Annotated in this window: 27 protein-coding genes and 4 tRNA genes; 18 read left to right on the top strand and 13 right to left on the bottom strand. The window is 56.4% G+C overall.

All coding sequences use genetic code 11. The annotated features are described in order from the left end of the window. Positions 1–5 precede the first annotated feature (5 nt). The 10 genes from purF (at position 6) to J7E41_RS14095 (ending at position 10,076) form a co-directional block, all read left to right on the top strand. Positions 6–1,511: an amidophosphoribosyltransferase gene (gene purF, locus J7E41_RS14140; RefSeq protein WP_169355443.1), complete on the top strand. Its 1,506-nt coding sequence runs from the start codon at positions 6–8 to the stop codon at positions 1,509–1,511. A gap of 66 nt (positions 1,512–1,577) precedes the next feature. Then, on the top strand, positions 1,578–2,789 hold the full coding sequence (locus tag J7E41_RS14135; RefSeq protein WP_214993733.1) for an O-succinylhomoserine sulfhydrylase: 1,212 nt from the start codon (positions 1,578–1,580) through the stop codon (positions 2,787–2,789). Positions 2,790–2,800: 11 nt separating this feature from the next. Continuing rightward, on the top strand, positions 2,801–3,565 hold the full coding sequence (locus tag J7E41_RS14130) for an SDR family oxidoreductase (RefSeq protein WP_214994186.1): 765 nt from the start codon (positions 2,801–2,803) through the stop codon (positions 3,563–3,565). Positions 3,566–3,672: 107 nt separating this feature from the next. Beyond that, positions 3,673–3,748: transfer RNA gene (locus J7E41_RS14125), tRNA-Val, on the top strand. A 55-nt stretch (positions 3,749–3,803) separates the two neighbouring features. After that, positions 3,804–3,880: transfer RNA gene (locus J7E41_RS14120), tRNA-Asp, on the top strand. A 131-nt stretch (positions 3,881–4,011) separates the two neighbouring features. Next, positions 4,012–4,088 (top strand) — tRNA-Asp (locus tag J7E41_RS14115). Between the two features lie 413 nt (positions 4,089–4,501). Continuing rightward, entirely contained in the window at positions 4,502–7,333 is a 2,832-nt protein-coding gene (locus J7E41_RS14110) for a xanthine dehydrogenase family protein molybdopterin-binding subunit (RefSeq protein ID WP_214993731.1), read from the top strand. After that, on the top strand, positions 7,326–7,865 hold the full coding sequence (locus J7E41_RS14105) for a (2Fe-2S)-binding protein (protein WP_123403637.1): 540 nt from the start codon (positions 7,326–7,328) through the stop codon (positions 7,863–7,865). The genes J7E41_RS14110 and J7E41_RS14105 overlap by 8 nt, the downstream gene beginning before the upstream one ends. A 2-nt stretch (positions 7,866–7,867) precedes the next feature. After that, positions 7,868–9,103, top strand: a complete 1,236-nt coding sequence (locus tag J7E41_RS14100) for a cytochrome c (protein WP_214993728.1) — start codon at positions 7,868–7,870, stop codon at positions 9,101–9,103. 1 nt (position 9,104) lies between these two features. Next, on the top strand, positions 9,105–10,076 hold the full coding sequence (locus J7E41_RS14095; RefSeq protein WP_214993727.1) for an XdhC family protein: 972 nt from the start codon (positions 9,105–9,107) through the stop codon (positions 10,074–10,076). A 29-nt stretch (positions 10,077–10,105) separates the two neighbouring features. Here J7E41_RS14095 and J7E41_RS14090 read toward each other — a convergent pair whose 3' ends face one another. Further along, a complete protein-coding gene (locus tag J7E41_RS14090; protein WP_214993726.1) occupies positions 10,106–11,389 on the bottom strand; it encodes an NAD(P)/FAD-dependent oxidoreductase in 1,284 nt (427 codons plus the stop codon). A gap of 184 nt (positions 11,390–11,573) precedes the next feature. On the opposite strand from J7E41_RS14090, the gene J7E41_RS14085 reads away from it, so the two are divergent. Then, positions 11,574–11,650: transfer RNA gene (locus J7E41_RS14085), tRNA-Val, on the top strand. A 427-nt stretch (positions 11,651–12,077) separates the two neighbouring features. Here the strand turns inward: J7E41_RS14085 and J7E41_RS14080 are convergent. Beyond that, positions 12,078–12,713, bottom strand: coding sequence for a hypothetical protein (locus J7E41_RS14080; protein ID WP_214993725.1), 636 nt, complete (start codon positions 12,711–12,713; stop codon positions 12,078–12,080). A gap of 197 nt (positions 12,714–12,910) precedes the next feature. On the opposite strand from J7E41_RS14080, the gene J7E41_RS14075 reads away from it, so the two are divergent. Beyond that, positions 12,911–13,141, top strand: coding sequence for a hypothetical protein (locus J7E41_RS14075; protein ID WP_214993724.1), 231 nt, complete (start codon positions 12,911–12,913; stop codon positions 13,139–13,141). 68 nt (positions 13,142–13,209) lie between these two features. Here J7E41_RS14075 and J7E41_RS14070 read toward each other — a convergent pair whose 3' ends face one another. From J7E41_RS14070 to J7E41_RS14050, 5 genes are all read right to left on the bottom strand, one after another. Then, on the bottom strand, positions 13,210–13,551 hold the full coding sequence (locus tag J7E41_RS14070; protein WP_214993723.1) for a hypothetical protein: 342 nt from the start codon (positions 13,549–13,551) through the stop codon (positions 13,210–13,212). A 650-nt stretch (positions 13,552–14,201) separates the two neighbouring features. Next, the gene (locus tag J7E41_RS14065) at positions 14,202–15,665 is read right to left on the bottom strand and encodes a helix-turn-helix domain-containing protein (protein ID WP_214993722.1); all 1,464 of its coding nucleotides are present in this window, start codon (positions 15,663–15,665) and stop codon (positions 14,202–14,204) included. Continuing rightward, complete coding sequence (locus tag J7E41_RS14060; RefSeq protein ID WP_214993720.1) at positions 15,652–15,942, bottom strand: hypothetical protein; 291 nt, start codon at positions 15,940–15,942, stop codon at positions 15,652–15,654. The genes J7E41_RS14065 and J7E41_RS14060 overlap by 14 nt, the downstream gene beginning before the upstream one ends. 2 nt (positions 15,943–15,944) lie before the next feature. Next, complete coding sequence (locus J7E41_RS14055; RefSeq protein WP_214993717.1) at positions 15,945–16,352, bottom strand: hypothetical protein; 408 nt, start codon at positions 16,350–16,352, stop codon at positions 15,945–15,947. Positions 16,353–16,951: 599 nt separating this feature from the next. Continuing rightward, entirely contained in the window at positions 16,952–17,908 is a 957-nt protein-coding gene (locus J7E41_RS14050; RefSeq protein ID WP_214993715.1) for a tyrosine-type recombinase/integrase, read from the bottom strand. Between the two features lie 450 nt (positions 17,909–18,358). On the opposite strand from J7E41_RS14050, the gene J7E41_RS14045 reads away from it, so the two are divergent. Genes J7E41_RS14045 through pcp form a run of 3 tightly spaced genes read left to right on the top strand, consistent with a single transcriptional unit; the run spans position 18,359 to position 20,686 of the window. Continuing rightward, a complete protein-coding gene (locus J7E41_RS14045; RefSeq protein ID WP_214993713.1) occupies positions 18,359–19,084 on the top strand; it encodes a DUF969 domain-containing protein in 726 nt (241 codons plus the stop codon). Continuing rightward, a complete protein-coding gene (locus J7E41_RS14040) occupies positions 19,081–20,031 on the top strand; it encodes a DUF979 domain-containing protein (RefSeq protein WP_214993711.1) in 951 nt (316 codons plus the stop codon). The genes J7E41_RS14045 and J7E41_RS14040 overlap by 4 nt, the downstream gene beginning before the upstream one ends. Positions 20,032–20,038: 7 nt before the next feature. Further along, on the top strand, positions 20,039–20,686 hold the full coding sequence (pcp, locus tag J7E41_RS14035; protein ID WP_214994184.1) for a pyroglutamyl-peptidase I: 648 nt from the start codon (positions 20,039–20,041) through the stop codon (positions 20,684–20,686). 12 nt (positions 20,687–20,698) lie between these two features. On the opposite strand, the gene J7E41_RS14030 is transcribed toward pcp, so the two are convergent. Genes J7E41_RS14030 through J7E41_RS14020 form a run of 3 tightly spaced genes read right to left on the bottom strand, consistent with a single transcriptional unit; the run spans position 20,699 to position 23,097 of the window. Then, positions 20,699–22,099, bottom strand: coding sequence for a heavy metal sensor histidine kinase (locus tag J7E41_RS14030; RefSeq protein ID WP_214993709.1), 1,401 nt, complete (start codon positions 22,097–22,099; stop codon positions 20,699–20,701). Next, a complete protein-coding gene (locus J7E41_RS14025) occupies positions 22,096–22,767 on the bottom strand; it encodes a heavy metal response regulator transcription factor (protein WP_214993707.1) in 672 nt (223 codons plus the stop codon). The genes J7E41_RS14030 and J7E41_RS14025 overlap by 4 nt, the downstream gene beginning before the upstream one ends. Before the next feature lie 54 nt (positions 22,768–22,821). Next, on the bottom strand, positions 22,822–23,097 hold the full coding sequence (locus J7E41_RS14020) for a DUF2790 domain-containing protein (RefSeq protein WP_214993705.1): 276 nt from the start codon (positions 23,095–23,097) through the stop codon (positions 22,822–22,824). Positions 23,098–23,349: 252 nt separating this feature from the next. Here J7E41_RS14020 and J7E41_RS14015 point away from each other — a divergent pair, with 252 nt between their 5' ends. Continuing rightward, entirely contained in the window at positions 23,350–24,027 is a 678-nt protein-coding gene (locus tag J7E41_RS14015) for an HAD-IA family hydrolase (protein WP_214993703.1), read from the top strand. 25 nt (positions 24,028–24,052) lie between these two features. On the opposite strand, the gene J7E41_RS14010 is transcribed toward J7E41_RS14015, so the two are convergent. Continuing rightward, the gene (locus J7E41_RS14010) at positions 24,053–24,316 is read right to left on the bottom strand and encodes a hypothetical protein (RefSeq protein ID WP_214993702.1); all 264 of its coding nucleotides are present in this window, start codon (positions 24,314–24,316) and stop codon (positions 24,053–24,055) included. Between the two features lie 167 nt (positions 24,317–24,483). Between J7E41_RS14010 and J7E41_RS14005 the strand changes: the two genes are divergently transcribed. Continuing rightward, positions 24,484–24,942, top strand: coding sequence for a DUF2214 family protein (locus J7E41_RS14005; RefSeq protein WP_214993701.1), 459 nt, complete (start codon positions 24,484–24,486; stop codon positions 24,940–24,942). Positions 24,943–25,064: 122 nt separating this feature from the next. On the opposite strand, the gene csrA is transcribed toward J7E41_RS14005, so the two are convergent. Further along, complete coding sequence (gene csrA / locus J7E41_RS14000) at positions 25,065–25,250, bottom strand: carbon storage regulator CsrA (RefSeq protein WP_155585835.1); 186 nt, start codon at positions 25,248–25,250, stop codon at positions 25,065–25,067. Positions 25,251–25,495: 245 nt separating this feature from the next. Here csrA and J7E41_RS13995 point away from each other — a divergent pair, with 245 nt between their 5' ends. Next, complete coding sequence (locus J7E41_RS13995; RefSeq protein WP_353049405.1) at positions 25,496–25,876, top strand: SPOR domain-containing protein; 381 nt, start codon at positions 25,496–25,498, stop codon at positions 25,874–25,876. Between the two features lie 46 nt (positions 25,877–25,922). Here J7E41_RS13995 and J7E41_RS13990 read toward each other — a convergent pair whose 3' ends face one another. Further along, positions 25,923–26,612 (bottom strand): endonuclease, encoded by a 690-nt coding sequence (locus tag J7E41_RS13990; protein WP_214993700.1) that lies wholly within the window; start codon positions 26,610–26,612, stop codon positions 25,923–25,925. Positions 26,613–26,616 lie beyond the last annotated feature (4 nt).

Genomic DNA, 26,616 nt, shown 5'->3' with positions numbered 1-26,616 from the left:
GTCGCATGTGTGGCATCGTCGGTATCGTCGGTAAGTCGAACGTCAATCAGGCGCTGTATGACGCGCTAACCGTGCTCCAGCACCGCGGCCAGGATGCTGCCGGTATTGTGACCAGCCACGACGGCCGGTTATTCCTGCGCAAGGACAATGGCCTGGTGCGTGACGTGTTCCATCAGCGTCACATGCAACGCCTGGTCGGTCATATGGGTATTGGCCATGTGCGCTACCCGACGGCAGGCAGCTCGACCTCGGCCGAAGCTCAGCCGTTTTATGTCAACTCGCCATACGGCATCACCTTGGCGCATAACGGCAACCTGACCAATGTTGAGCAACTGGCCAAGGAGATTTACGAATCTGACCTGCGCCACGTCAACACCAACTCGGACTCCGAAGTCCTGCTGAACGTGTTCGCTCACGAACTGGCCCAGCGCGGCAAGTTGCAGCCTACCGAAGAAGACGTGTTCGCCGCGGTCACTGATGTTCATAACCGTTGCGTCGGTGGTTATGCCGTCGTGGCGATGATCACCGGCTACGGTATCGTCGGCTTCCGCGACCCGCATGGTATTCGTCCGATCGTTTTCGGCCAGCGTCACACCGACGAAGGCGTTGAATACATGATCGCCTCCGAAAGCGTTTCCCTGGACGTACTGGGCTTCACCCTGATCCGTGACCTGGCGCCGGGCGAAGCGGTGTACATCACTGAAGACGGCAAGCTGCACACCCGTCAGTGTGCCCTTAACCCGACACTCACTCCGTGCATCTTCGAACACGTCTACCTGGCGCGTCCGGATTCGATCATCGACGGCGTTTCGGTGTACAAGGCGCGCCTGCGCATGGGCGAGAAGCTGGCCGAGAAGATCCTGCGCGAGCGTCCTGAGCACGATATCGACGTGGTCATCCCGATTCCGGATACCAGCCGCACCGCAGCCCTGGAGCTGGCCAACCATTTGGGCGTCAAGTTCCGCGAAGGCTTCGTCAAGAACCGTTATATCGGCCGCACCTTCATCATGCCGGGCCAGGCGGCCCGCAAGAAGTCGGTACGCCAGAAGCTCAATGCCATCGAGCTGGAGTTCCGCGGCAAGAACGTGATGCTGGTGGATGACTCCATCGTGCGTGGCACCACGTGCAAGCAGATCATCCAGATGGCCCGTGAAGCCGGGGCGAAGAACGTGTACTTCTGCTCTGCTGCGCCGGCGGTGCGTTACCCGAACGTCTACGGCATCGACATGCCGAGCGCTCACGAACTGATCGCCCACAATCGTTCTACCCAGGACGTTGCGGACCTGATCGGCGCCGATTGGCTGATCTATCAGGACCTGCCGGACTTGATCGAAGCGGTCGGTGGCGGCAAGATCAAGATCGAGCAGTTTGACTGCGCCGTGTTCGATGGCAAGTACGTGACCGGGGATGTCGACGAGGCCTACCTGAACAAGATCGAGCAGGCGCGTAACGACTCCTCGAAGATCAAGACCCAGGCGGTCAGCGCGATCATCGATCTGTATAACAACTGAGTAAACACCGGCCCTGAGGGGCCGGTTTTGTATCTTTGATAAAGCATTGAGTTGAGGAGTGGCAGCATGAGTCAGGAATGGGATGCCGGTCGGTTGGACAGCGACCTCGATGGCGTAGCTTTCGATACCCTGGCTGTGCGCGCCGGCCAGCACCGCACGCCGGAAGGCGAACACGGTGATCCGATGTTCTTCACTTCCAGCTATGTTTTCCGCACCGCAGCCGATGCTGCGGCGCGCTTTGCCGGTGAAGTGCCGGGCAACGTTTATTCGCGCTACACCAACCCCACTGTGCGGGCGTTCGAAGAACGTATCGCGGCGCTGGAAGGGGCTGAGCAAGCCGTTGCTACTGCAACGGGCATGGCGGCCATCCTGGCGGTGGTCATGAGCCTGTGCAGCGCTGGCGACCACGTGCTGGTGTCTCGCAGCGTGTTTGGTTCGACCATCAGCCTGTTCGAGAAGTACTTCAAGCGTTTTGGCATTGAGGTGGATTACGTGCCGCTGGCTGAGCTGTCCGGCTGGGATGCAGCAATCAAGGCCAATACCAAGCTGCTGTTTGTCGAGTCGCCGTCCAACCCGTTGGCTGAATTGGTGGACATCGCCGCGTTGGCTGAAGTAGCCCACGCCAAGGGTGCGATGCTGGTGGTGGACAACTGCTTCTGCACCCCGGCCCTGCAACAGCCGCTGAAGCTGGGCGCGGACATCGTCGTGCATTCGGCCACCAAGTTCATTGACGGCCAAGGCCGTTGCATGGGCGGTGTGGTCGCAGGCGCAAGCGAGCAGATGAAGGAAGTGGTGGGCTTCTTGCGCACGGCTGGCCCGACCCTGAGCCCGTTCAATGCCTGGATCTTCCTCAAAGGCTTGGAAACCCTCAGCCTGCGGATGAAGGCCCATTGTGCCAATGCCCAGGCGCTGGCCGAGTGGCTGGAGCAGCAGGACGGTATCGAGAAGGTCCATTACGCCGGTCTCAAGAGCCACCCGCAACACGAGTTGGCGCAGCGCCAGCAGCGCGGCTTTGGTGCGGTGGTAAGTTTTGAGGTCAAGGGCGGCAAAGAGGGCGCCTGGCGCTTTATCGACGCGACCCGGCTGATCTCCATTACCGCTAACCTGGGGGACAGCAAAACCACCATCACCCACCCAAGCACCACTTCCCACGGTCGCCTTGCGCCGCAGGAACGGGAAGCTGCGGGGATTCGTGACAGCCTGATTCGCATCGCGGTCGGTCTGGAAGATGTGGCTGACTTGCAGGCAGACCTGGCCCGCGGGCTGGCAGCCTTGTGATCGAGTGGTCCATGGAAGCGGCGGGGGCGAGTAACGGTCGGGTTGCGCTGGTGACCGGTGCAGCGCGGGGCATCGGCCTGGGCATCGCTGCCTGGCTGGTCAGCGAAGGCTGGCAGGTGGTGTTGACGGATCTGGATCGCGAGCGCGGTTCCAAGGTGTCCAAGGTGCTGGGGGAGAACGCCTGGTTTATCACCATGGACGTGGCCGACGAGCAGCAGGTGGCCCTGGGGGTTGCCGAAGTGCTCGGCCAGTTCGGGCGCCTGGATGCGCTGGTGTGCAACGCAGCGGTGGCTGATCCGCGCAACATTACCCTGGAAAGCCTGGACCTTGCGTACTGGAACCGGGTCATGGCGGTCAATCTCGGCGGGCCGATGTTGCTGGCCAAACATTGTGCGCCGTACCTGCGGGCTCATGGCGGTGCCATCGTCAATCTGGCGTCGACCCGTGCCCGCCAATCGGAGCCCGATACCGAGGCCTACGCGGCGAGCAAGGGCGGTTTATTGGCCCTGACTCACGCGTTGGCCATCAGCCTGGGGCCGGAGGTGCGGGTCAATGCCGTCAGCCCTGGCTGGATCGACGCCCGTGACCCTGCTGCACGCCGTGCCGAGCCGCTGACGGATGCTGATCACGCTCAGCACCCGGCTGGCAGGGTAGGGACCGTGGAGGACGTGGCGGCGATGGTGGCGTGGTTGTTGTCGCGCGGCGCCGGGTTTGTCACGGGGCAGGAGTTTGTGGTGGACGGCGGGATGAGCAAGAAGATGATTTACAGCGAGTAAGGGCGGCGACGTTCTTGACGCTATTTTGTCTTTTTCAGAAAAACTTCAAGCAGGCTATTGACTTAGGTCTGCCACCTGCGTAAATTTCGCGGCCTCAACGAAGCAAAGGGTGATTAGCTCAGCTGGGAGAGCATCTGCCTTACAAGCAGAGGGTCGGCGGTTCGATCCCGTCATCACCCACCACTTCTTGAGAGTTTTGCCTTAGGGCAAGACGCAACGTTAAAGGTTGCACCGACGCGCAGCGGTAGTTCAGTCGGTTAGAATACCGGCCTGTCACGCCGGGGGTCGCGGGTTCGAGTCCCGTCCGCTGCGCCATATTTTCCAGGGTCGATGATTTGATCCTGAGATTGAAAAGCCAAGGCTGATCAGTCAGATGTTTAAAGGCGGTTGAAGGTGACACTTCAGCCAGTCTTGAAGGTTCAAACAGACGCAAGTCTGAGCGATACGCAGCGGTAGTTCAGTCGGTTAGAATACCGGCCTGTCACGCCGGGGGTCGCGGGTTCGAGTCCCGTCCGCTGCGCCATATCTGTTCCAGGGCCCACTGAACGCCCTGAGACGCCAAGGAAAGCCACTGGCTTGATTGGATCGATAGCAAAGACCCTGGTCGAAAGACCGGGGTTTTTTGTGTCTGCGATTTGGTATTTCCCTCCTTTCCATGCGGCCTGCCTGGCGGCTGTCGACTACTCTCAATTTTTCATCAAGCTCTTTCCCATGCGGTGTATCTGCGGCTGTCGGGTTGTGCTCGTTGGTTTATGTGTTGCTGGGTGGCTTTTGTAACAAGTGGTTTCGTGCGCTGACAGAAACCTATAAAATTAACCTCTTGGTCAGCTTTTGGCTGTTGCCTCCTTGTCTCTCCCAAAAAAAGCCTCTGCAAGACCCGAAAATATTAAAAACATAACCACAAGGGCGGACTTATAACCGTCTGGAGGATGATCCATGTCCAACCGTGATATATCCCGACGTTCGTTCCTCCAGGGCGGCGTAGTGGCGGGAGTGAGCGTGACGCTCACTCCGCTCAGCAGCCAGGCGCTGGGGGCCTTGATGGAAAACAGCGTCACCGTGCCGTCCGAGCAATGGCTTGGTAACAACGGCAAGGCGCGTATGCGCAACGATGCCTTGTCCAAGGTCTGCGGCAGCAAAGTCTTTGCTCGCGACATCCGTTCCAAGGACATGCCGGGCTGGCCCGAGCAGCAGGGCCACGCCATGCTGCTGAAAATCACCAAGGCCGATCGCATCTACGCAGGCTACGACCTGTCGTGGCTCGGCGCTGATTTGCAACCTGACCGCATCGTCACCGCCGCCGACCTGGACAAGGACGGCATCGTCTTCCCGGAAGAGCACGCACCTGATCCGCTGCTGCCGGAAGGCAAGGTGGCGATGTTCATTGGTCACCCGGTGGCGATCCTGATCTGGAACGACTTCGAGCGCTTCCGCCAGGCCAAGGCCAAACTCAAGTTCAACGACAAAGCGATTCGTTACGGCGCCCAGGTGCCGTTCTACGAAGGCGATCCCTATGGCAGTTTCCGCTACGTGCGCGTCGGCGGTGCGACCTCGGCGGACGAGGATGAGTTTGCCAGCCTCAAGGATTCGATCCTGTTCCCGATGCTGCGCAACCGTCGCCCCGTGTGGAATTCCCAGCCGAACCTGCACGGCAACCTGACCGAGCGTGGTTTGTTCTACGCAGATCGCATGAAGCAGCAGATCGACTCGCCGCCAGACACTTGGCTGGTGTTCGACGAACGCTACAAAACCCCGTCGATTGAACCGGCCGCCATGGAGCCGGATAACGGCAACGGCTGGTACGATCCGGCAACCAAGACCCTGCACTTTGTCGTTGCTACCCAGTGCCCGCTGGAAGCCGCCACCGAAACCGCGAAGATGATCGCGCCGTCGCGTTTCGGCCTGGCCAACCTGAACATGCACCCTGGTTACACCGTCGGCTACGGCTCCAAGGACCACAACATCTTCGTCTACTACGCAGCCCTGGCCGCGTTGTACGGCGCCGGTGTGCCGGTGCGTTTGGCCAATGATCGCTATGAGCAATTCCAGAGTGGCATCAAGCGCCACTCGTTCGACATTCGCTACCAATTGGCAGTGGACAAGACCGATCACAGTTTCAAGATTTTCCGCGCCGAGATGAGTGTCGACGGCGGCGGGCGGATCAACTACAGCCCTTCGGTGGCGGCGGTTGGCGCTACGGCGGCGCAGTCGATCTATTACATGCCGCAGAACGATTTGCAGGTCACGGCCTACCATTCCCGCGCCGTTGAAGCGGGGTCGATGCGTGGCTATGGCACCCTGCAAAGCATGGCGTCGACCGAGATGATGGTCGACGAAATTGCCGCTCGACTGGGCATTGATGCGATCGACCTGCGCAAGAAAAATGCCATGGTCTCGGGGATGAAAAACACCCAGGGCGCGATCCCGGCAGGTGCGTTGCGCCTGCATGAGATGCTCGACAAGGCTGCCGTCCACGAAGTCTGGAAGAACCGCGATGCGATCAAGCAACAGCGCGAAGCGGCAGACCCGGACAACTGGTATGGCGTCGGCTTTGCCATTTGCCAGAAAGACTTCGGCACCGGTTCCGAGGCGCCGATGGCCAGCATCGAATTCACCGCTGAGGGGCACGTGACCCTGCGCCATATCGGCATCGAAATCGGCACTGGCATGTCCACCTCCCAAGCTTTGGTGGTGGCCGATTTCATCGGCATCCCGGCCACTGAAGTGAAGACCGGTGAAACCGAATGGAAAGAGTTGCAGCTCATCACCGGTGGCAACCCGTACATCATGAGCCAGGCTGAGCAGGACGGTTTTCTACGCAATCCTCGTTGGGTTGGCAAACTGGCGTCGGCCTCGTCGGCGACCAACTCCGCTTATTACTTCAGTCACGCCACCCGTGAAGCAGCGCGTGTGCTGTTCAATCACGGCTTGTGGCCGTCGGCACTGCAGATCTGGGGCCAAGGTCCTTACGGCGGCCAGGCCAATCCTTATGTGGTGCGCCGCGAAGATGCGCATTGGGTCGACGGCAAGCTCACTGCCAACGGCATGCAGCCGTTGAGCTTCGAGCAGTTGGCGAAACACGCCCACGAAAAAGGCTTGGTGACCGGCGCGACCGTGCACGGCTTCAACCGCTGGAGCTGGGCCGAGGCCGAGTTCAGTATCGACGGTGTGCGCGAACGTCTGCCGCTGGATGGGCTGGCGGTTAAGTACGGCGATGGTGCGCCGAAGGCGAAAAAGGCGCAGATGACCAGCGCCGGTTTCCATCTGCTGGATCGCCAGAACGTCCACTACCCGGACACCCAGTTGAACAACGCGGCGGTGACTTACTACAGCCCGGTTGCGACGCTGGTGGAATTGAAAGTGAACAAGGGCTCGGCCGAAGTGCAAGTGCTTAACCATCATTCGTGGGTCGAGTGCGGTCGGGTGCTGGTGGAAGAGCTGGTCAAGGGTCAGCTCGAAGGCGGGATTGCCATGGGCATCGGCCATGCGTTGATGGAAGAGATGCCGCTGTACGAAGGCGGGCCGGGGGAGGGTGACTGGAACTTCAACCGTTACCGTTTGCCAATGGCCCGGCACGTTGCGGTCTGGAATCAGACGGCTGAGATCCTGCCGCCGCTGTCGCCGAGCGACCCGTCCAAGGGCATTGCCGAAGTGGTGATGATCCCGATCGTCGGCGCCATCGGTAACGCCGTGGCCCACGCCATCGGCAAACGTGTCCGCGACCTGCCTATCACTTCTGCACGCATCAAGGAGGCCCTCAATGGCTAACCGTCCGTTTCAACTGACCCTCAACGGTCAATCCGTCGGCCCGGTGGACATCCCTGATGACCTGCCGATGATCGACTACCTGCACGAATACAAAAACCTGACCGGCTCGCGTCTGGGCTGTGGCCAAGGCATTTGCCACGCCTGTGTGGTGATCGTCGATAACCCGGACGGCACCAGCGAAGAAGTGCGCACCTGCATCACTGGCGCGCATTACTTCGAAGGCAAGAAAGTGCGGACCATCGAAGGCCACGCGACCCGCGACGAGCAGGGCAAGGTCACCGAACTGAATCCGATCCAGCAGCGTTTTGTCGATGAATTCGCGTTCCAGTGCAGCTACTGCGCGCCAGGTTTCGTCAACGCAGCGACGGTGCTGGTGGAAAAACTTCAGCGCCAGCCCATCGTTAAAAGTCAGCTGGAAAAAGTCATCGAGGACAGCCTCGGTCATCACATCTGCCGTTGCACCGGCTACGTGCGTTACTACAGCGCGACCCGCAACGTGCTGACCGATCTCGGCCTGGTCAAGGAGGGTTAAGCATGAAGCATCTACTTTCCCGCCTGGCGTTGGCGGTTGGCCTGGCTGCGCCGGTGTTGCTGGTTCACGCGGATGATCAGGTCAAGCGTGGCGAATACCTCGCCCGCGCGGCTGATTGCATGGCTTGCCACACCGCGCCCGGTGGCGCGCCGTATGCGGGCGGTCTGCCGATTGTCTCGCCGTTCGGCACGATCTACGGCACCAATATCACGCCGAGCAAAGAGCATGGCATCGGTCTGTACAGCGATGACGAATTCTTCGCGGCACTTACCGAAGGCAAGCGCCGGGACGGCGCGAACCTGTACCCGGCGATGCCCTACACCTCGTATCACCTGATGCCTCGTGAGGATTCGGACGCGATTCACGCGTACCTGAAAACCGTCGCGCCCATCGAACGTGCGGCGCCCGTCACCCGCCTGAGCTTTCCATTCAACGTGCGCCTGGGTTTGATGGGCTGGAATATGCTCTACGGCAAGGACGTGAAACTGGCGCCTACCGAGGGCAAAAGTGAAGCCTTCAAGCGCGGCCAGTACATGGTCGAAGTGCTTGGCCACTGCGGCGAGTGCCATACCCCACGCGGCCTGCCTGGCGCGATGCAGCAAGACAAACGCCTGACGGGCGGCTTGCTCAACGGCTATCTGGCGCCGAGTTTGCTGGCCAATGACCTGGCGGCTCGCGGCTGGAATCATCAGGACTTGAGCTCGTTCCTCAAACACGGCATGAGCGCCCAGGGCACGATGTTCAACGAGATGTTCCCGGTGTTCCATAACAGCACTCAAGGCCTCAGTGACCCGGACCTGGCCGCCATGGCGACGTTCCTGCTCGGTGATCAACCACCGGCTGCGAACAGGGTGGCCGAAGTGCCGCTGGATAAAATGGGTGCCAGCGCTCAGCGCGGTCGTCAGGATTACCTGAACGTCTGTGCCGGTTGCCATGCGCCGGGCGGCGAGGGTAAGCCGCATATCGCGGTGGCCATGCGCGGTAACACCACGTTGCGCCTGGAAGACCCGCGCAATCTATTGCGGGTGATTGAGGATGGGATCGGCGAACAGGCTTTTGTCGGGTTCGAGCGTATGCAGCCGATGCCGGGGTTTGCGGACAAACTCAGCCCCGAACAACTGACGGACCTGCTCAACTATCTGCGGCAAGGTTGGGGTGGACAGTCGGCAGAGCTGGCGCTCAGCGATGTGCAAAAGCTGCAAGCTGACGCGCCGCCGCCCGAGCACAAGGCACACTGATATGCAGCATCTCGATCTGCAAGTGATGCGGCGGGCGCTGGAGTGGTCGATGGCGGGCCAGTGTGTTTGGCTGTGTACCGTGCTTGCCACCTATGGCTCGGCGCCTCGCGCGCCGGGTTCATTGTTGGCCGTGAACGCCGAAGGGCAATGGATTGGCTCGCTGTCCGGTGGCTGTGTCGAGGACGACTTTCTGGCGCGGGTCGCTGAGGGCGCCTTTCCGGAGGCGGTCAACGTGGTTCGCTATGGCGAGGGCGATGACCCACGTTCCCGGGTAAGTTTGCCCTGTGGCGGCATACTTGACGTACTCGTGGAGAGACTGGAAGCCGATTGCACCGTTCAGGCCCACCTGCGGGAGCTCGAGTCCGCGTTGCTGGGGCAGCGCCGGTTGGTTCGCGAGATTGATTTGGCCAGCGGTGCGCGCAGCCTGTTCGCTGATACGGAGCAGGGCGGGCGTGTCGAACGTGAGATCGATCGAGTGCGCGTGCGGGTCGGGGCGGCGCAACGTCTGTTGTTGGCCGGGTACTCCAGCGTCGCCCAGGCCTGTGCGGAGTTTGCCGTAGGCTTGGGTTTCGAGGTGATACTTTGCGATCCCCGCGATGAGGTGCTGGAAGGTGTAGTGCTGAACAACGTGGAAATTAGTCGTCAGTTACCGTCGGTGTTCATCGAAGGCGGTGGCTGTCACCGTGATACGGCGGTGGTGGCCCTCACCCACGATCCGCGCATCGACGACCTGGCGATGATGGAAGCGGTGCGTACTGAAGCGTTTTACATCGGTGTGATGGGGTCAATGCAGACGTCGCAAAAGCGCTTTGAGCGGTTGCGCAGGATCGGTGGCTTGAGTGATGCGCAATTGGCGCGGATCCACGCGCCAATTGGTCTGAACCTGGGCAGCAAGACGCCGGCGGAAATTGCCCTTGCCGTACTGGCCGACATCTTGCGCATTCGCAGCGGCATTGCACGCGACCAACTCTAACGCCGCTCTTATCCGGGTTTAGACGCTGATCAAAACCCAAGTTTGTCGCGCAATCCGTAGTACCAGGCGCCCAGTGCCGCGAATGGCGTGCGCAGCATTTGCCCACCCGGGAACGGGTAGTGTGGCAGACCGGCAAACGCATCAAAACGCTCGGCCTGGCCACGCAAGGCTTCTGCCAGGACCTTGCCCGCCAAGTGGGTGTAGGTCACGCCGTGGCCACTGCAGCCCTGGGAGTAATAGATGTTGTCGCCCAGTCGGCCCACTTGTGGCAGGCGTGACAGGGTCAGCAGGAAATTGCCGGTCCAGGCGTAATCAATTTTCACGTCTTTGAGTTGCGGGAAGGCCTTGAGCATTTTCGGGCGGATGATCGCCTCAATGTTGGCCGGGTCCCGCGCGCCATACACCACGCCGCCGCCGAAGATCAGGCGCTTGTCGCTGGTGAGGCGGTAGTAGTCCAGCAGGTAGTTGCAGTCTTCAACGCAGTAATCCTGGGGTAACAGGGTCTTGGCCAATTCATCACCCAACGGCGCGGTGGTGATGACTTGCGTGCCACAGGGCATGGACTTGGCTGCCAGCTCCGGCACAAGATTCCCCAGGTAGGCATTGCCGGCCACAATAATGAACTTGGCCCTGACCTTGCCTTGCGCGGTGTGCACCACCGGATTGGCGCCGCGTTCAATCCGTATGGCGGCTGACTGCTCATGGATCGTGCCGCCGAGGGATTCCACCGCAGCGGCTTCACCCAGTGCCAGGTTGAGTGGATGAATGTGCCCGCCGCTCATGTCCAGCAGACCACCCACATAATTGTCGCAGGCGACCACTTCGCGAATACGGCGCTCGTCCAGCAGTTCCAGTTGAGTGTGGCCGTAGCGCTCCCACAGGCGCTTTTGAGACTCCAGGTGGCCCATGTGTTTGCTATTCAATGCGGCGAATACACCGCCGTCTTTCAGGTCGCACTGAATCTGGTACTTGGCCACCCGCTCACGAATGATCCTGCCGCCTTCAAAGGCCATCTGTCCCAGTAGCTGCGCTTGCTGGGGACCGACGGTGCGCTCGATCACATCGATATCACGGCTGTAGCTGTTGACGATCTGGCCGCCATTGCGGCCAGAGGCGCCAAAACCCACCTTGGCGGCTTCCAGCACCGTCACGCGAAACCCGTTTTCCAGCAGGAACAGAGCGCTGGAGAGGCCGGTATAGCCGGCACCAATCACGCACACATCGGTTTCGACTTCACCTTGCAGCGCAGGGCGGGGCGGAACCGCATTCGCCGATGCGGCGTAATACGACTGGGGATAGGGGGTGTTCGCCATTCTGGAACCTCTGTTTTATATTTTTTACGAGTGCGCCGATCCTACCTCAGTTGAAAATCCGCTGCCAGCCACCTGGAAAATACGGTTGCCTGGGTCAAAAATAAAAAATTCGCATATTCATAGGGTTAGCTGCAAAAAAGGTGTTGACAGCCCTCGGGAATTCCGTAGAATGCCGCCTCACAGCAGGCACGTAGCTCAGTTGGTTAGAGCACCACCTTGACATGGTGGGGGTCGTTGGTTCGAGTCCAATCGCGCCTACCAAACAAAATCCGCTCTGCTGGGCGGTGTGAGGGGGAATCCGAAAGGGTTCCCCTTTTTCTTTGCCTAAGAAAACGTTCACAAATTATAGGGTTCATTCACACAAGGCAATGTGAACGTACACCTATACCTTCCCCTGTTCACACTCAGTTTTGTGAACGACTCAAGCTAACCCATTGATATACATGGCTCGTTCACTATCTTGTCTAGGTGGTGGTACGTTCGCAGGCTCACTCCCTTGCCCGTTGTTCGTACCTCACAAGGGCAGGCTGTCTAACCAACTGAGCTACGTGCCTGCTGTGAGGCGGGTACGCCTATCGGCCACGCTCAACACCCTACGCTCTGTGGTGAATCCTGAGCGCTCTGTGTGCTGCTGTAGCGCGGGAGGGCGTCTCTCTAGGGGTGGGGCAGGGGGTGTGGGGTGGGGTGCTTATGTATGCAATGGTGCTTCTGAATTTCTAGGAGAAACTCCGTTTGTCTGAGTGCTAAGTTCATCTGCTAACTTTAGAGCGTCTTCAAGAAAAATGATCACTTCGGTGTAGTCTTCGACGGAGCCTCCTTTGCCAAGATTTCCTTCTGGTTTTACGTCCAGCATTACTGACTCAAGATGACTATAAAAGCTCACTATTTTAAGTAATTTTTTATCGTTGATAACTCCTAGCTTGTCTAGGTTCGCTTTGTATATTTTATAGTAGTCAGCTGATATTGTAACCGTAATTGCTCGAGAGCAGAAGTTGGGAGAGGTTTCATCGTTGTCGTGAACGCTTGCAATTTGATTGTTAATTTCAATAAGTTCACTGCGTATTTCTTTTAGTAGATTTAAGTAGTTTCGCTTTCTAATCATTGACGCTATATTTGCAATCTCAGCAGATATGGAGGCTTCTACTGACTTTCGTGTTGAGCGTGCTCTGTACAATGCTCCTATAGTTGTTGGGATTGACGCAATTAAACCACCTACTACAGCCGACCACACAGGTATCCATGGATTACTGACCGTGGTGAGCTCTTTGAGCTGCTTTAAAGCTTGGACATAGTGAGTGAAATCTTGAGGTGTAGGACTATCCACTGTAGCGCTCCAATTTAAAGCATCGAATGCGAGGGGCTTGCCTCGTCTTGATATTGTAGTGGCTTTACGCTATAAGTCCATTGCGCAAACGGACGTAGCAGGCGCTGTCCTGTAGGCTTATGAAGGCTTCTACGCAAGCCTAGGGTGACGCTACTGGTGTCCAATGATCATGCTTGAAATATCAAGAGGTGTTCGCAATGGGTGTTGATGATTCCCGCTTGGCTTCAGTGATCAGGGCAGCGGCAGGCTATCATCCTGTGGGATTTATATGTAATTGGCTGATGGTTTCAGCGCTAATTGCAGCTGTGGGCATAGCCGTATTTAAACAGAAGATTTTAGGTGCTGTAATATTGGTTGTTGTAGCACTGGTTGTTCGGTTCATTGTTATGTATTTATTAAAGATTTACTTAGTTATGAAGTATCGTTGATTTGAATGTGTTGGCTCAAAGCCAATGCACCCCTCCCTTGTTAATAAATAATTATCCTTCTTTGTATGTCATTTTCCGTTCATTCTTCGAATGTCTGCCGCAAATTCTTCGTCAATGCGTTTGCCAATGGCCACTTCACGCTCAACCTCTAATTTACGTGGTCGTCCTACTGGTCTTACGCTACCTGTGACCTTAAGCATTTCTTTCACGGCACTGATGTTTCCGTTCACTAGCTCTTGTTTCAATATCTCAATTGATTTGTCATGCCAATAGATACGGTGTTCCTCTTTCCATCCTTGTTCATCGGCATAGGTGTCCAAGGTGAGCATACTAATTCCCAAGCGCTTAGCTAGCACGCAATGGGAGTTTGTCTCAATATATTCTGTCTTGTCTTCTTGTGTGAATTTCATTGTCTGACTCTGTTTCGGATGATTAAAATTAAGGAGAGTGAATAGCTTATGGTATTGAGTGCTATAGCGGTCATGCTGTAGTCCTGCTTAATCTGGAGGATTACTAGCTGAGTGTATTGAAGGCAAAGCAATAAGGTGAGGAGCATCGTCACTGTCTAGTTAGCTCTTGCTATCTCAATCTCTCGAAGGTCTAACCTAGAGATATAACCTACTGTCTGCAAGGTTAACTGTTGAGTGAGGGATATGTTGTATAGAGCCTTGTAATTCCCACGATTACTAATTATCTTCCTTGCTAAACCTCTACGTATTGTGATGCTGTGAATCGCTGTTGATCTTAGGTCTGGAATTCTGATGATGTCATCATCTGACATTTGGTGGTCCCTGATTGGTTATGTCTTAACGTCACTACGTGACAGAAGCAAGAGCAAGAGCACGCCACGGAGTGGCATACGCATAAAGAAAGATCAAGAGCTATACACTGGTAGGTGCTCTGCTTTTGACTCTCTCTTTAATGCGTGCTCTTTGTCAGCTTGCTGACGTTGCTCTTGATCTTAAGCATAAGATTAGTGGTCTTAAATGCTATTAAAGATCAAAAACCCTTAAAGGTCTTTAAGAGAAAATGATCTCAGTATTGACGCCGTTGATCTTTGTTAGGCTGCTTGCTCTAGACCTTTGGTCCAGCGCTTAACAGTTGGGTAGGGGATGCCAAGTTCTTTAGCGATATGTTGACGACTCTTGCCAGCTTCAATCAGGAGAGAGATTACCTCTGCCTGTTGCTGGGCTTTCGCTTTCTTCTTTTCAGACTCTTGCTTCTCCCAAGGACTCATAACAAGTTCTGTGTTGATAGATGCAAGCCGTCCAAGTTTACCCTTTAGGTACTCTGCCATATCCATGCTTTGAACAAAGAGAGTTACAGGTTCAGTGCTATTCCTGTCTCTAAGCGATGTCCTAGCTACAGCCTGTAGGGTGCTCTCATAGAAGCGTTCAAACTCTATAGCCTTACGCACTTCTGAAACAGGAACGCCCAGCATCTCGCACAGTGTGTGAAAGCTTAGCGCGTCGTCGCAACTCACGTTCCCGTGCTGTAGGCATATAGCAATATGACGATCTTGATAGCCATTGATGCCCCTGCTATCAATTGGGAGCTTGGTAATGCTGTCACTGAAATTGTATTGCATCCACTGATGCGCAAAGGCTAATCCCTTCTCGTCTCCTACCATGGCGGTGATGCAGCGTAGCCAGTCGGCCAGCTGTACCCCCTCATCCCACGCATCAGCGGGCTTACCGTTTCGCTGCATCATGCTCTGAGTCTTGGAATATTTTGTCGTCAGGAACGGATGAAGCTCAACACGCTTTCCGTAGCCGTCAAAGTCTGGTGTGAATATTGATGGCTCAAACTGCCAGCCTTGGTAGGTGGCATGAACACCTAGAAGCGTATCCTTCACGTTGTTAGCCAGGATATGAACGCTATTCGCATTTGAGAAAGCTGGTAGGAAATCTCTATATCGTACGATGCGTACAAGTCGCTTGCCCTTTGTGCTCTGCGCCTCGACCTCAACACTACACTTTGGTGTGAGCATTGCTTTGAGAACATCTAAAGCTGAATCACTTAGGGCGCTGCTATCCTTGGACCTAATCATGTTCTCAACGAGAGCGGTGTTCTCTGTCTTGAGCGTGGCTTTCTTTTCGGGGCTTACGTCAAGATAATTCCCCAAGCTCCCAAGATAACTGATGCTGTCAAATTGGTAGCCTTTACAATCTGAGACGCTTGGTATCTCATCTACTACAAGCTCCCACCCTTCAAGTAGTCGCGGGTCTACACGTCTCAAGGCTTCATGCGTGATCATAACTAGAGGTTGTGTACTTGCAGCCAGCACCTTTTCAAGGTGAGCGATGACATGATCTACGGTGTCAGAGGTAACTACTAATGGGGAGAGGCCAGCCCTCACCTTAATAGTTAGAGCAAGCTCTTGGATGAGAGCGTTGGTTGGCATTGCATATACAATTCTGCTGGTGTGCAGGAGGAGGGGGAGTTTTTCAATGAACTTAGTGGATTTGCCACTACCTGGGAGTGCTTCTGCTACGTATATTGTCTTGTTTTTACTTAGGCTCAATCAGTTTCCCTTCTGTGATTAGAGCGTCAATTGTTCTTGTGATCTGTCTAGGGTCTGTAAAGATGCCCTCAAGTTCCGTGGGAAGCGAGCTACAACCATGAGCAGAAAGCACTTGGTAGGAGCCATATTGGCTCATACCATACTCACTCCCTTTATAGTCCTTGACGCCGGTGATGAGTTTGTTCTTTTGCTCAATGCTACAGTCAACTGCACCTAGTGCGGAGCGACGCTGCTCCAATACTTTAACTTCTGCTGGGGTAAGATCAACGGCTTTCATATTTATTCTCCTTGATTATACATTGCGCGGATGGCTGTCATAAGTTCGGCTTGCTCTTTCTGGGTGGCCCCAGTGAGCATTGATTTAGTAGTGCCAATCACATTGCCGAAGGCGTCACGCTTAACGACGCTCTCTTTAGGTTGTTGTCCGAATCCACGATAGGCATTATCAACGTCAGTCAGCTGGCGAATCAGAGGATCAGACTTGTACAGGTCGTCTGCCACTTGCTGCTTCGTCGCTTTCCATAGAGCTAAAGCATCCTTGGATGATGCAAGAGGGTTGCCTCTAGGTACAGGTGCTTCTTCAACTAGCTCATAGCCATTCTCTAGCAGGTCTGTAAGGACGCCCATCGTAGAGTTGCCGGTCTGGCGAGCCAGTTCTTTTACTTCGGACATTGTTACTGTGCTCATTGGTCATTCTCCAAGCTGATAGTTTTATATTGGTTGTGAGTCGTAGACCCAAGACGAACCTTGCGCAACGCAATTAGTTCATGTTCGAGTAAGTGTTGAATAACTCTGCTGCATGAGCTAGAAGATTTGCCTGTCGCTGAACAGAATTCCTCAATGGGAATTTCACGCCAGCGTAAGCCATCATTACTCTTGTTTCTGATCATCACCCATACTAGCTTTCGCTCTGTGGTATTCAACTGCATGATCTTGCTCTCTATAATTTTATCTACTTCCATTGCTCTCTCTCTATAGTTCCTCATCGACGCCCATATTTTGGGAGGTCACTGTTCAGGCAATAAAAAAGACCGCAACCTACTCACTCTGTGAAAGCAGTGCTGGGAAGCAATCTTTTATCTTCATATACCTATACTGATTTTTTGGGGTAAAGGTCTACAAGCATCCTTCAAATTAGTTTCTATCCGTAACTCTGAGTCATCCACATTCCATTACTCCTCCTTACGTTATCTCTGCTGCAAGCCCTTGTGAGAGCTTGCAGGCGGGCACGGCTAGATAGATGGCAGTTAGTTACTTGTCGTCGCTCCTATCGCCTCACAGGGGCTTCAATCAATAAGATGGAGTACATCCTTGGCGTTCAGGTGGGAGTATCTGGCCACTGACCTAGTATCCCTATGCCCCGACACAATCATTATCTGAGCGTTGTTAAATCCCTTCTTGGCTACATTGGTAATGCGGGTATGCCTCAGCTGGTGAAGCCTGACGCTATCATCCAAACCCGCCTTGTTCCTTGCTAGCCTGACTGCCTGTGACACTGCATGAGGCGTCACAATAAACAGTCGTCCTCTGTGTGCCCTGTTAGCCTGTGCCAACCGTTGGGCCTCTCTCAGTAGCTCTATGGCTCGCATTGTGAGGGGCACAGACCTAGTGCCGTTCTTACCATCCACCACATCCGCTATACGTTCATCCAGGTGCAGGCATTGGGTTGTCAGCTTGAGTATCTCTGAGCGTCTCATGGCTGTCTCATAGGCCAGTTCAACTATCAGGGCCATGGTGGGGGAGAGCTTGTCGAGCAACTTACCTAGCTCGCCAGCACTGATTACCTTGTCGCTCGACTTGTCTGGCTTGGGTAGGGCTATGTCACTTACGGGGTTGTGAATATCAATGAGCAGGCCACGTTTAGCGAACCTGAAGAAACGAGACATGAACGCTAGCTGTATGCGACAGGTAGCAGGCTTGACCGTCTTTAAACGCTTCAGCTTGAAGTCATTGACTAGCTGAGGGGTGATGTCATGGATTGACTGGGGGAAGGCTGCAAAGAGTTGATCAACAATCTTGAGAGCGTGTTCATAACTCCCCTTGCCCTTGAGCATGGTTTCGCAGTAGGTCACGCCAAGGGTGAACAGGGTGTGTGTCTGATGCGTCCTGGTGACAGCTTCTAGCTGATCTGCCCATGCTTGGGCCAATGCCTGAGTGGGGAATGTTTTAGACTGTGGTGGGGTTCCTCTCAATCGAACCTGAGCGTTCCAATTGCCAGAGGGAAGGGAGCGAATGTTAGCCATGGTTGACGCCTCATAATGTGAATGGGCGTTCTCTTAGGGCCTTGATTCACAAGGCTTTACGCTTAGCAGGGTGGCCCTTGACATGGTGGGGGTCGTTGGTTCGAGTCCAATCGCGCCTACCAAACAAAATCCGCTCTGCTGGGCGGTCTAGAAGGGCTCACCGAAAGGTGGGCCCTTTTTTGTTGTCTGCAGTTTTGCCACGCTAGTGCGCAAACCCTCCAAACGCCTCTCGGGCAGCCTTCAATCACCCACAAACTTTATTGGTTTGCAGCAACAATTTTTCTTGTTGGACACCTCCCGCCCCGAGCAGCAAAGATGCGGCCACTGACGCTCGACCTTCCAGGTCAATAATAAAAAACCGAGCCGAGCTGCACGCCATTTCGAGAAGTGAGCCTTTTTTCACTACCTGCTTTATTGGCACCGCAGCCCGCACTTAAGGACCTCACCACCATGCAAACTGTTGTGAACCTATGGCCGCTGATAGGCGTACTCGTCATCGTGGTTGGCTTTGTATTGCGCTTCAATCCGCTGCTGGTCGTAACGGCGGCGGCGATTGCCACCGGGTTTGCCGCTCACTTCCCCTTGGAAAAGATCCTCGCCACGATGGGCGATGGCTTCCTCCAGACCCGCGCCTTGCAATTGATCCTGTTGTTACCGCTGGCCGTCATTGGCTTGCTGGAGCGGCATGGCTTGCGACTGCACGCGCAAAACTGGATTGCGCGATTCGAGCGGGCCACTGTCGGGCGTCTGTTGATCATCTATCTGTTTGTGCGTGAATCTACGGCGGCCATGGGGCTGACCAGCCTTGGCGGGCATCCACAGATGGTGCGTCCGCTGCTGGCACCCATGGCCGAAGGCGCCGCTGAAAAGCGCTACGGCAAACTACCGGACAAGGTTCGCCACAAGGTCCTGGCCATGTGTGCGGCGACCGACAATGTAGGACTGTTTTTTGGCGAAGATATCTTTGTCGCCTTTGGCGCGATTGCGTTGATGCACACCTTCCTGCTGGGCTCGGGCATTGATGTCGAGCCGTTGCACATCGCCGTCTGGGGCATACCCACCGCAATCTGCGCCTTCATCATTCATGCAATCCGTCTGCACCGCTTTGACCGAAGGCTTACCCGTGAACTTTCGCGTGCCGTACCGGTTGCTCCTCAGGCGGAGTCAGCGCAATGATCATTTCTATTCAATACCTGTACTGGTTGGCCGGGGTTTTACTGCTTATCACCGCCGGCATGATCCTGGTCGACCGAACGCATCCCAAGCGCTGGTCCAGCTCGTTGTTTTGGCTGCTGTTCGCCATTCCGTTCCTGGTGGGCGAGCGGCTGCCTTCGGTTGTCATCGGTGTGGGTGTCGTATTGATGGCGCTTATTGCCGGTTTTGGTGGTGTAGGCCGTGGTGTGCATGCGCAGTTGCATGACAAGGCTTCCCGCGCCAGTGCCGGGCGGTTGGGCCATAAGCTGTTTATTCCGGCCCTGGCGATTCCCCTGACGACGGTGATCGGCTCGGTGCTGCTCAAGCACACCGAAATAGGCGGCGTGCCGCTTCTGGACCCAAAAAATACGACCTTTGTCTCCCTGGGATTGGGCTGTCTGATCGCTTTGGGGTTGGCCTGCTGGCTGACCCGCGACACACCGGTGCAGGCCTTGCGCGAATCCCGCCGCCTGACGGAGGCGCTCGGTTGGGCGATGGTGCTGCCGCAGATGCTGGCGATGCTCGGGTTGTTGTTCAACGAGGCGGGCGTCGGCACCGCCGTGGCCCATGTCACCACCACCTATATCAACCTGGACTACAAGTTGGTGGCCGTGATGGTCTATGTCTTGGGCATGGCGCTCTTCACGGTGATCATGGGCAATGGTTTCGCCGCCTTTCCGGTGATGACCGGTGGCGTCGGCGTGCCGGTGCTGGTGGGCATTTACGGCGGTAACCCGGCGGTGATGGCGGCTATTGGCATGTTTTCCGGCTATTGCGGTACGTTGATGACACCGATGGCGGCGAACTTCAATATCGTCCCGGCGGCGTTGCTGGAACTGCCGGACAAAAACGCCGTGATCAAGGCACAAATGCCCACCGCGTTGATGATGTTGGTGGTCAATATCGTCCTTCTCTACCTGCTGATGTGAGGCAATGATGCGTACTGTGTTGCTGACAGGTTTCGAACCCTTTGATCAGGATCTGATCAACCCTTCCTGGGAAGCGGTGCGGCGACTGGATGGCGTGTTATTGGCGCAGGATGTACGAATCGTCGCTCGGCAATTGCCCTGTGCCTTCGCCACGGCGGTGACCGGCTTAAAAGCGCTGCTGGAGGCGTATCGTCCGCACTTGGTGATCGCGACCGGCCTGGGCCCGGGCCGCAGTGATATCTCGATTGAGCGGGTGGCGATCAACCTCAACGATGCACGGATCCCGGACAACCTCGGCGAGCAGCCCATCGACACACCGGTGGTGCCGGACGGTCCGGCGGCCTACTTCAGCACATTGCCCATCAAGGCGATGGTGCGGGCGCTGCGTGAGGCCGGAATACCCGCCTCGGTTTCGCAAACGGCCGGTACCTTTGTGTGCAATCAGGTGTTCTACAGCCTGCAACATGCACTCGCCGGGTCGGGAGTACGCGGTGGGTTTATCCATGTGCCGTTCCTGCCTGAACAAGTGGCACAGGCTGGACCTGGGCAGTCGTCGATGGCGCTGGCCGTGCAGGTTGATGCCTTGCGGATTGCGGCGCTGACGGCGTGGAATACCCAGCTGGATCTGGCGGAGACGGGAGGGCAGGTCAGTTGAGGCTTGGCCTCTTCATAGCTCCCGCCCAGGGAAAAACAACTCAAAACAGGTCACACCGTCCTCACTGCTGACGCTGTAGCGGCCGTTATGCAACTGCATGATGGTCGCGACGATGGACAGCCCCAGGCCATTGGAATGGGCCGAACGCTCCCGGGATTCATCGGCGCGATAAAAGCGTTCGAATAGCCGAGGCAGGTGTTCGGCCGGGATGGTTGGGCCCTGGTTGATGACCCGCAGGTTGATGCCATCGGCACCCGGCGTAGCCTGAATCAGCAGTTCGGAATTCGGCGCGCCATAGTTGATGGCATTGGCGCACAGATTGGCCAGGGCGCGCCGCAGTAGCATGGGCTCGGCCCAGATCAATCCATCGCCGCGGGTGAGGATGTTGATGCCGGCATCTGCAGCCAGACCTTCGAAATACTCGGCTATGCGCTCTACTTCTTCGGCAGCATTCAGTTCCTGGCGTTGACGCAAGGCGCTGGCTGGGTCGGTGCGGGCGAGAAACAGCATGTTGTCGAGCATCCGTGCCAGGCGCTCAAGCTCTTCAACGTTGGAGGCCAACAGTTGCTGGTAGTCTTCTAGGGTGCGGTTCTGCTGCAGCGCCACCTGGGTCTCACCCAGCAGGTTGTTGATCGGGGTGCGCAGCTCGTGGGCCATGTCGGTGGAAACCTGGCCCAATTGCACAAAACCCTTGGCCAGGCGCTCAAGCATGGTGTTGAAGGAGTCGATCATCGGCAACAGCTCTTTGGGCGCGCCCTGGCTGTCGAGGCGCTCCGCCAAGTTGCCGACGCCAATGCCCTGGGCATGTCGCGCAAGGCGCCGCAACGGCAGCAACCCGCGATGCACCAGCAGATAGCCCGCCAGCGCCAGCACGATCGCCGCCAGGCTGGCGAGGATGTACACGCTCAGGCGGTAATTGGCGAGCATGGTGGTGCGTTCGTTCATCAGGCGTCCGCTGGTGACTTGCAGGCTGCCCAGGTCGCCTGAATCAATGGTCGCAGCCAACGCGGCGAAAGGGACGCCGTTCGTGCCGGGGAAATGTTGCACATCGGAAAACGCGAGAGTGTGGCCAATACTCACTGGGACCACGTCGGGCACGAGGATATTTTCCGGGTTGACCACCAGCAGCGGCTTTTGCCCTGGGGCGCCGATGCTCAACACCGATTCATGGTTGCCCAGCATATTCTGGAACAATTCCGGCTTGGTCTTGATCAGCTCGAGGATGTTGCTGTCGTTGAGCAAATGGCGCAATTGGTCGACGCGGTAGATCAGGGCCGCGTCATCACGCCGAATCAGCTCGCGTTCAAGGCCGCGGTAGAGGGCAACGCCCAAGGTCGCCAGCAGGGCGAACGCGAGCAAGGCAAAGATCAGCGCCAGGCGCAACGTCAGGGAATAATGGCGACGACTGCTCATGGCTGCGTATCGAAGCGGTAGCCAATGCCCCGCACGCTGTGGATCAGCTTGAGCTGGAAGGGGTCGTCGATTTTCAGGCGCAGGCGCCGCACGGCGACGTCCACTACGTTGGTGTCACTGTCGAAATTCATGTCCCAGACCCGCGAGGCGATCAACGAGCGGGATAACGCCTGGTCCTGATGGGTGGCAAACAGATGCAACAAGGCAAACTCCTTGTTGGTCAGGGTGATCCGCGCGCCGGCGCGAGTGACGCGTCGTTTGAGTACGTCGATCTGCAGGTCGGCGATTTGCAGATGTTCTTCTTCCCGTGTCGGCCCGCGACGGGTCAAGGTACGCAGGCGTGCCACCAGTTCGGCAAAGGAGAACGGCTTGATCAGGTAGTCGTCGGCGCCCAGTTCCAGGCCCTTGATACGGTCGGCAATGTCATCCCGCGCGGTAAGGAACAGTACCGGGGTGTCGGCTTCCTTGCGCAGGCGACGCAGCACTTCCCAACCGTCCATTTTCGGCATCATCACGTCCAGCACGATGACGTCGAAAGCGTTTTCCAGTGCCAGGTGCAAGCCGTCCGCGCCGTCACGGGCGAGGCTGACGAAGTAACCCAGCTCCTGCAGTCCATTGAGCAGGTAATTGCCCGCCTTGGGCTCGTCTTCCACTATCAGGATATTCATGGGTTTCAGCCTCTGGAGTCTGTCCAGCAACGGTGGCAAGCCAGTGTAGCCCGATCAATGATCATTGGTGCAGCCCATGCCCAGGACCTGATAGTCCAGCACATGTTCCTGGCCTTTATGGTCCAGATAGCGCAACTGCGCGGGAACGATTCCGCATTGGCCGTAGGTATCGGTGCTGGCCAGTACCTTGTCGACATCCAGGTTCATGAAAAAGCTGGCTTTATCATGGATCACCGATGTGTCTGTGGAGGTGTCGGCAAAGGCCCAACTGGCACTGCCCAACATCAGCAGGCTGGCGGCGATCAGGCGGAGTGTGTGAACGGGTTTCATGGTTTGGGCCCTTCTTTTCATAGTGGGAAGTTGTGCCACCCGCTGTGGGTGACTGACGACTTCACTGTATGAAGTGAGGGTGCTGGCAACGCTGACAACTCGATGACAAAGTTGTAATGCAATACTTGGGTCAGTGAGTGCGACTGCGGCTCGTGGTGCGTTTACAAGCTGGCGATCGATCCGTAGATTGCTTCAGGCTAGTGGTTCGTCAGCGCCCAAGACCGGGTGACGAAAGCAAGAGGAAACCGCGCAGTGTCCGCCAAAGGTTCAACCGTATTTGATAACCGGTACCGTGCATTCCTGTTCGATATGGACGGGACCCTTCTTAACTCCATTGCCGCCGCCGAGCGCGTCTGGACAATCTGGGCCAAGCGCCACGGCCTGGATGTGCCTGCTTTCCTGGCCACGATCCATGGGGCGCGGGCCATTGATACCATCACCCGGCAGGCCTTGCCTGGTGTCGATGCCCAAGCTGAGGCCCAATGGATTGCCGAGGCGGAAATCGAGGATGTTGACGGGGTGGTAGCCATTGCCGGTGCGGTGGCGTTTCTGAAAACCCTGCCTGGCGACCAATGGGCACTGGTCACGTCCGCGCCCAGGGCCCTGGCCCTGCGTCGGCTGCAAGCGGCGGGTATTGCCCCGCCGGCAACGCTGGTGACGGCCGAGGATGTTGCCATCGGCAAGCCTGATCCGGCCTGTTATGTGTTGGGCGCCCAGCGATTGGGAGTGGCGGTGCAGGATTGCCTGGTGTTCGAGGATGCGACGGTAGGGATTCGTGCGGGTGAGGCCTCGGGTGCTGATGTCATGGTGGTGACGGCTACGCACTTGACGCCTCTGATGACGGAACACCCGTTGATTGCCGGGTACGAACATTTACAGGCTTATCGTGATCAAGACGGTTTGTTGCAGTTGCGAAGCATCATGTCGTAATGGTTTTTGGTCGGCGGGAGGGCGGTCACGAGGAAGTTTTCTGGTGATCGTTACGAAAGGCACGACGGCGCAGTTTTCGATGAATGGCCGTCTGCATCGGTTTGATGCAGAAAAAAAACAAATAACCGCACAGGAACAATGCCAAGTTCAGCCACGAGCGAGCATCGGGGTTATCGACGCTTTCAATCTCGAACTTCAGGCCATACCCCGCAGCCACGAAGAGTAGCCCTATCAGCAGCGCGATGGCCCAGGATTTAGTGAAATAAGGCTGTTGGCGGGTTCGCCTCATCAACGTGCTCCTGAGTGCACAGCAGATTTCAGTTAATTTGTAACGGGATTTGGCCGCTGAATCGTCCGCAAGTTCCCTTGTCCCTCTTGACGGATTCTGTGCGTGATCGCCGGTCTGGGCTAATACTGGTAGGAGTTTGCCTTCAAACAAGGGTTGGAATAACCATTATGTTGACTCACTGGTTTCTTGCGGCGGTTCATCTTCTGGCATTCGCGATGGCTCTGGCATCAGTGTTGGCGCGCGGTAACGCGTTGCGTGGCCTGACAAATACTGAGCCATCCGCCGTACGGCGCGTATTGATCGCGGACAATATATGGGGCATCAGCGCCCTGGTCTTACTGATAACGGGCGCTCTGCGGGCCTTCGGTGGCTATGAAAAGGGCACGGACTACTACCTGCATCAGCCGCTGTTTCATCTGAAGATGACGCTGTTGCTTTTTATCCTGCTGCTGGAAATCATGCCGATGATCCGCTTGATCAAATGGCGTATCGCGTTGGCACGCGGCGCCAGTCTTGATTTGCACAAGGCAGGGCTCTTTGCGCGGATCAGCCATGTTCAGGCGTTGCTGATCGTGCTGATGGTCATCGCCGCAACAGGCATGGCACGAGGTGTCGGGCTCGGCTAGGCGGGCAAGGTATTCTGGGGGAGGGGGGATTGGTCTTGCGCAGGGAGCGATAAGGCCTGAAAAGCTTTCGCCAGCCATTACAGTGAACGAAAAGGCTGGCTACTGGAGGCGCTTGAAGATGTTTAGTTTTTCTCCGGAGCAGTCAGGCCTGCCTGGATGCGTTGGTAAATTTCCTCACGGTGCACGGCAACATTCTTGGGTGCATTGATCCCGATTCGTACTTGCTGGCCGCTAACGCCCAGAATGGTGATGGTAATGTCATCACCGATGTTTATGCTTTCACCGACTTTGCGGGTGAGTATCAGCATGATCTTCTCCTTGATTACTTTAAGGACACACGTTCAGACAGTGCAGATGTCGGCTGTGTGTAGATTACTGTGGAGTTGCTTCCCTGTGGCTGCTTTTTTCAGACGCATAAAGGCAGTATTAATTCCCATGACGCCATCATACAGGTCTGCGAAACATCATTCGCATTGTTTAAGACAACGTTTATGACGGCCAGGATAGGCCGTGGATGGTAAAGTTGCCGCTTTGATCGTTAAGGAGCAGGGCAGTGCGTAAAGTAGCGATGGCAATTGCGGTGTTGGCGTTGGCCGGTTGCGGTGAGGGCCCAAGTGTTGATGCACCCAAGGCCAAACCCGCCGTTACCGAGGCTCAGCCCCAGGCCTCGACGATTGCAGTCCAAGAGTGGGACGTATGGGTGGGCCCGCCGGACCATAAGCTGCAGGCACTGACAGACCTGACCGCGTGGTTGCTCGAGCATGGGTTCAGTTTTTACCTGACCAAGGAAGACGGCAAGGATCAGGTTCTGCTGGGGCCGTTCAGCACCAAGGCCGAGGCCGAGGCTAAGCAGGTACAGTTGACGGAAAAACTGGCACGGGCCAAGAAAAACGACACCGTCTCCGAGGTCATCGAACACAAGGTTGCTCAATAACGTGATGGAAAGCGGGACGTTGCAGGTCCCGCTCGCCTGCCTCTCTTCAGCCGCAGGCCTTCAGGTTCACCGGGCCGACAAACTCATTGCCGCGCCCCATCACACACCCCACGGTTTGATTGCGCTGGCGTTCCCAGGGTTGTACCGGGTAGGTCTTGTTCCACGCTTCGTACAGCTGACGGTCCTGTTTCGACAGGCGCAAGCCGTATTGTTTGCTCATGTAAAAGTACGTACGGGCGATCATTCCGCGAATGGACGGTCGGGGCATGATCTTCTTTGCTTTGAAATTCACCTGGGTCAAGCAGGAGCCGTATTGCCCGCTTTGCACCGGCAACCAACCAAAACTGAAGTTGTTACGGTCACCATTGACCTCACCAATACTCGGCACGAGGTTGTGCAGATCGGCCTCGGCGCGTTTGTAGATGTCATCATTGCGGGTGCAGTTCTTGCGCCCACCATTCTGCCAGCACTGACGCTGATGGCCGATCTGCCAGGCGGGAACGATGTGTTCCCACTCGATTCGGGCCGCCCGATTGGCGTTTTTTCGTGGGACATAGCCACACGCCTTCAGGTCCACCCGGTTCCCCGTATATTTGCAACCACAATAAAACTCCGTGGATTGCGGAGCATAGAGTTTCCAGGCAATTTTCTTGGCTTCACTGAAGGTGCGGGGAGCCTGGGCGTGAGCAGTGACAGCAAAAAACAGGCAAAACAACGTAATAAAACGGACACTCATTGAC

The organism is Pseudomonas fluorescens (assembly GCF_018614655.1).
Lineage (GTDB): Bacteria > Pseudomonadota > Gammaproteobacteria > Pseudomonadales > Pseudomonadaceae > Aquipseudomonas > Aquipseudomonas fluorescens_BX.
Note: the sequence above shows the minus strand (reverse complement) of the source record. Positions and strands in the feature narration are given on the sequence as shown.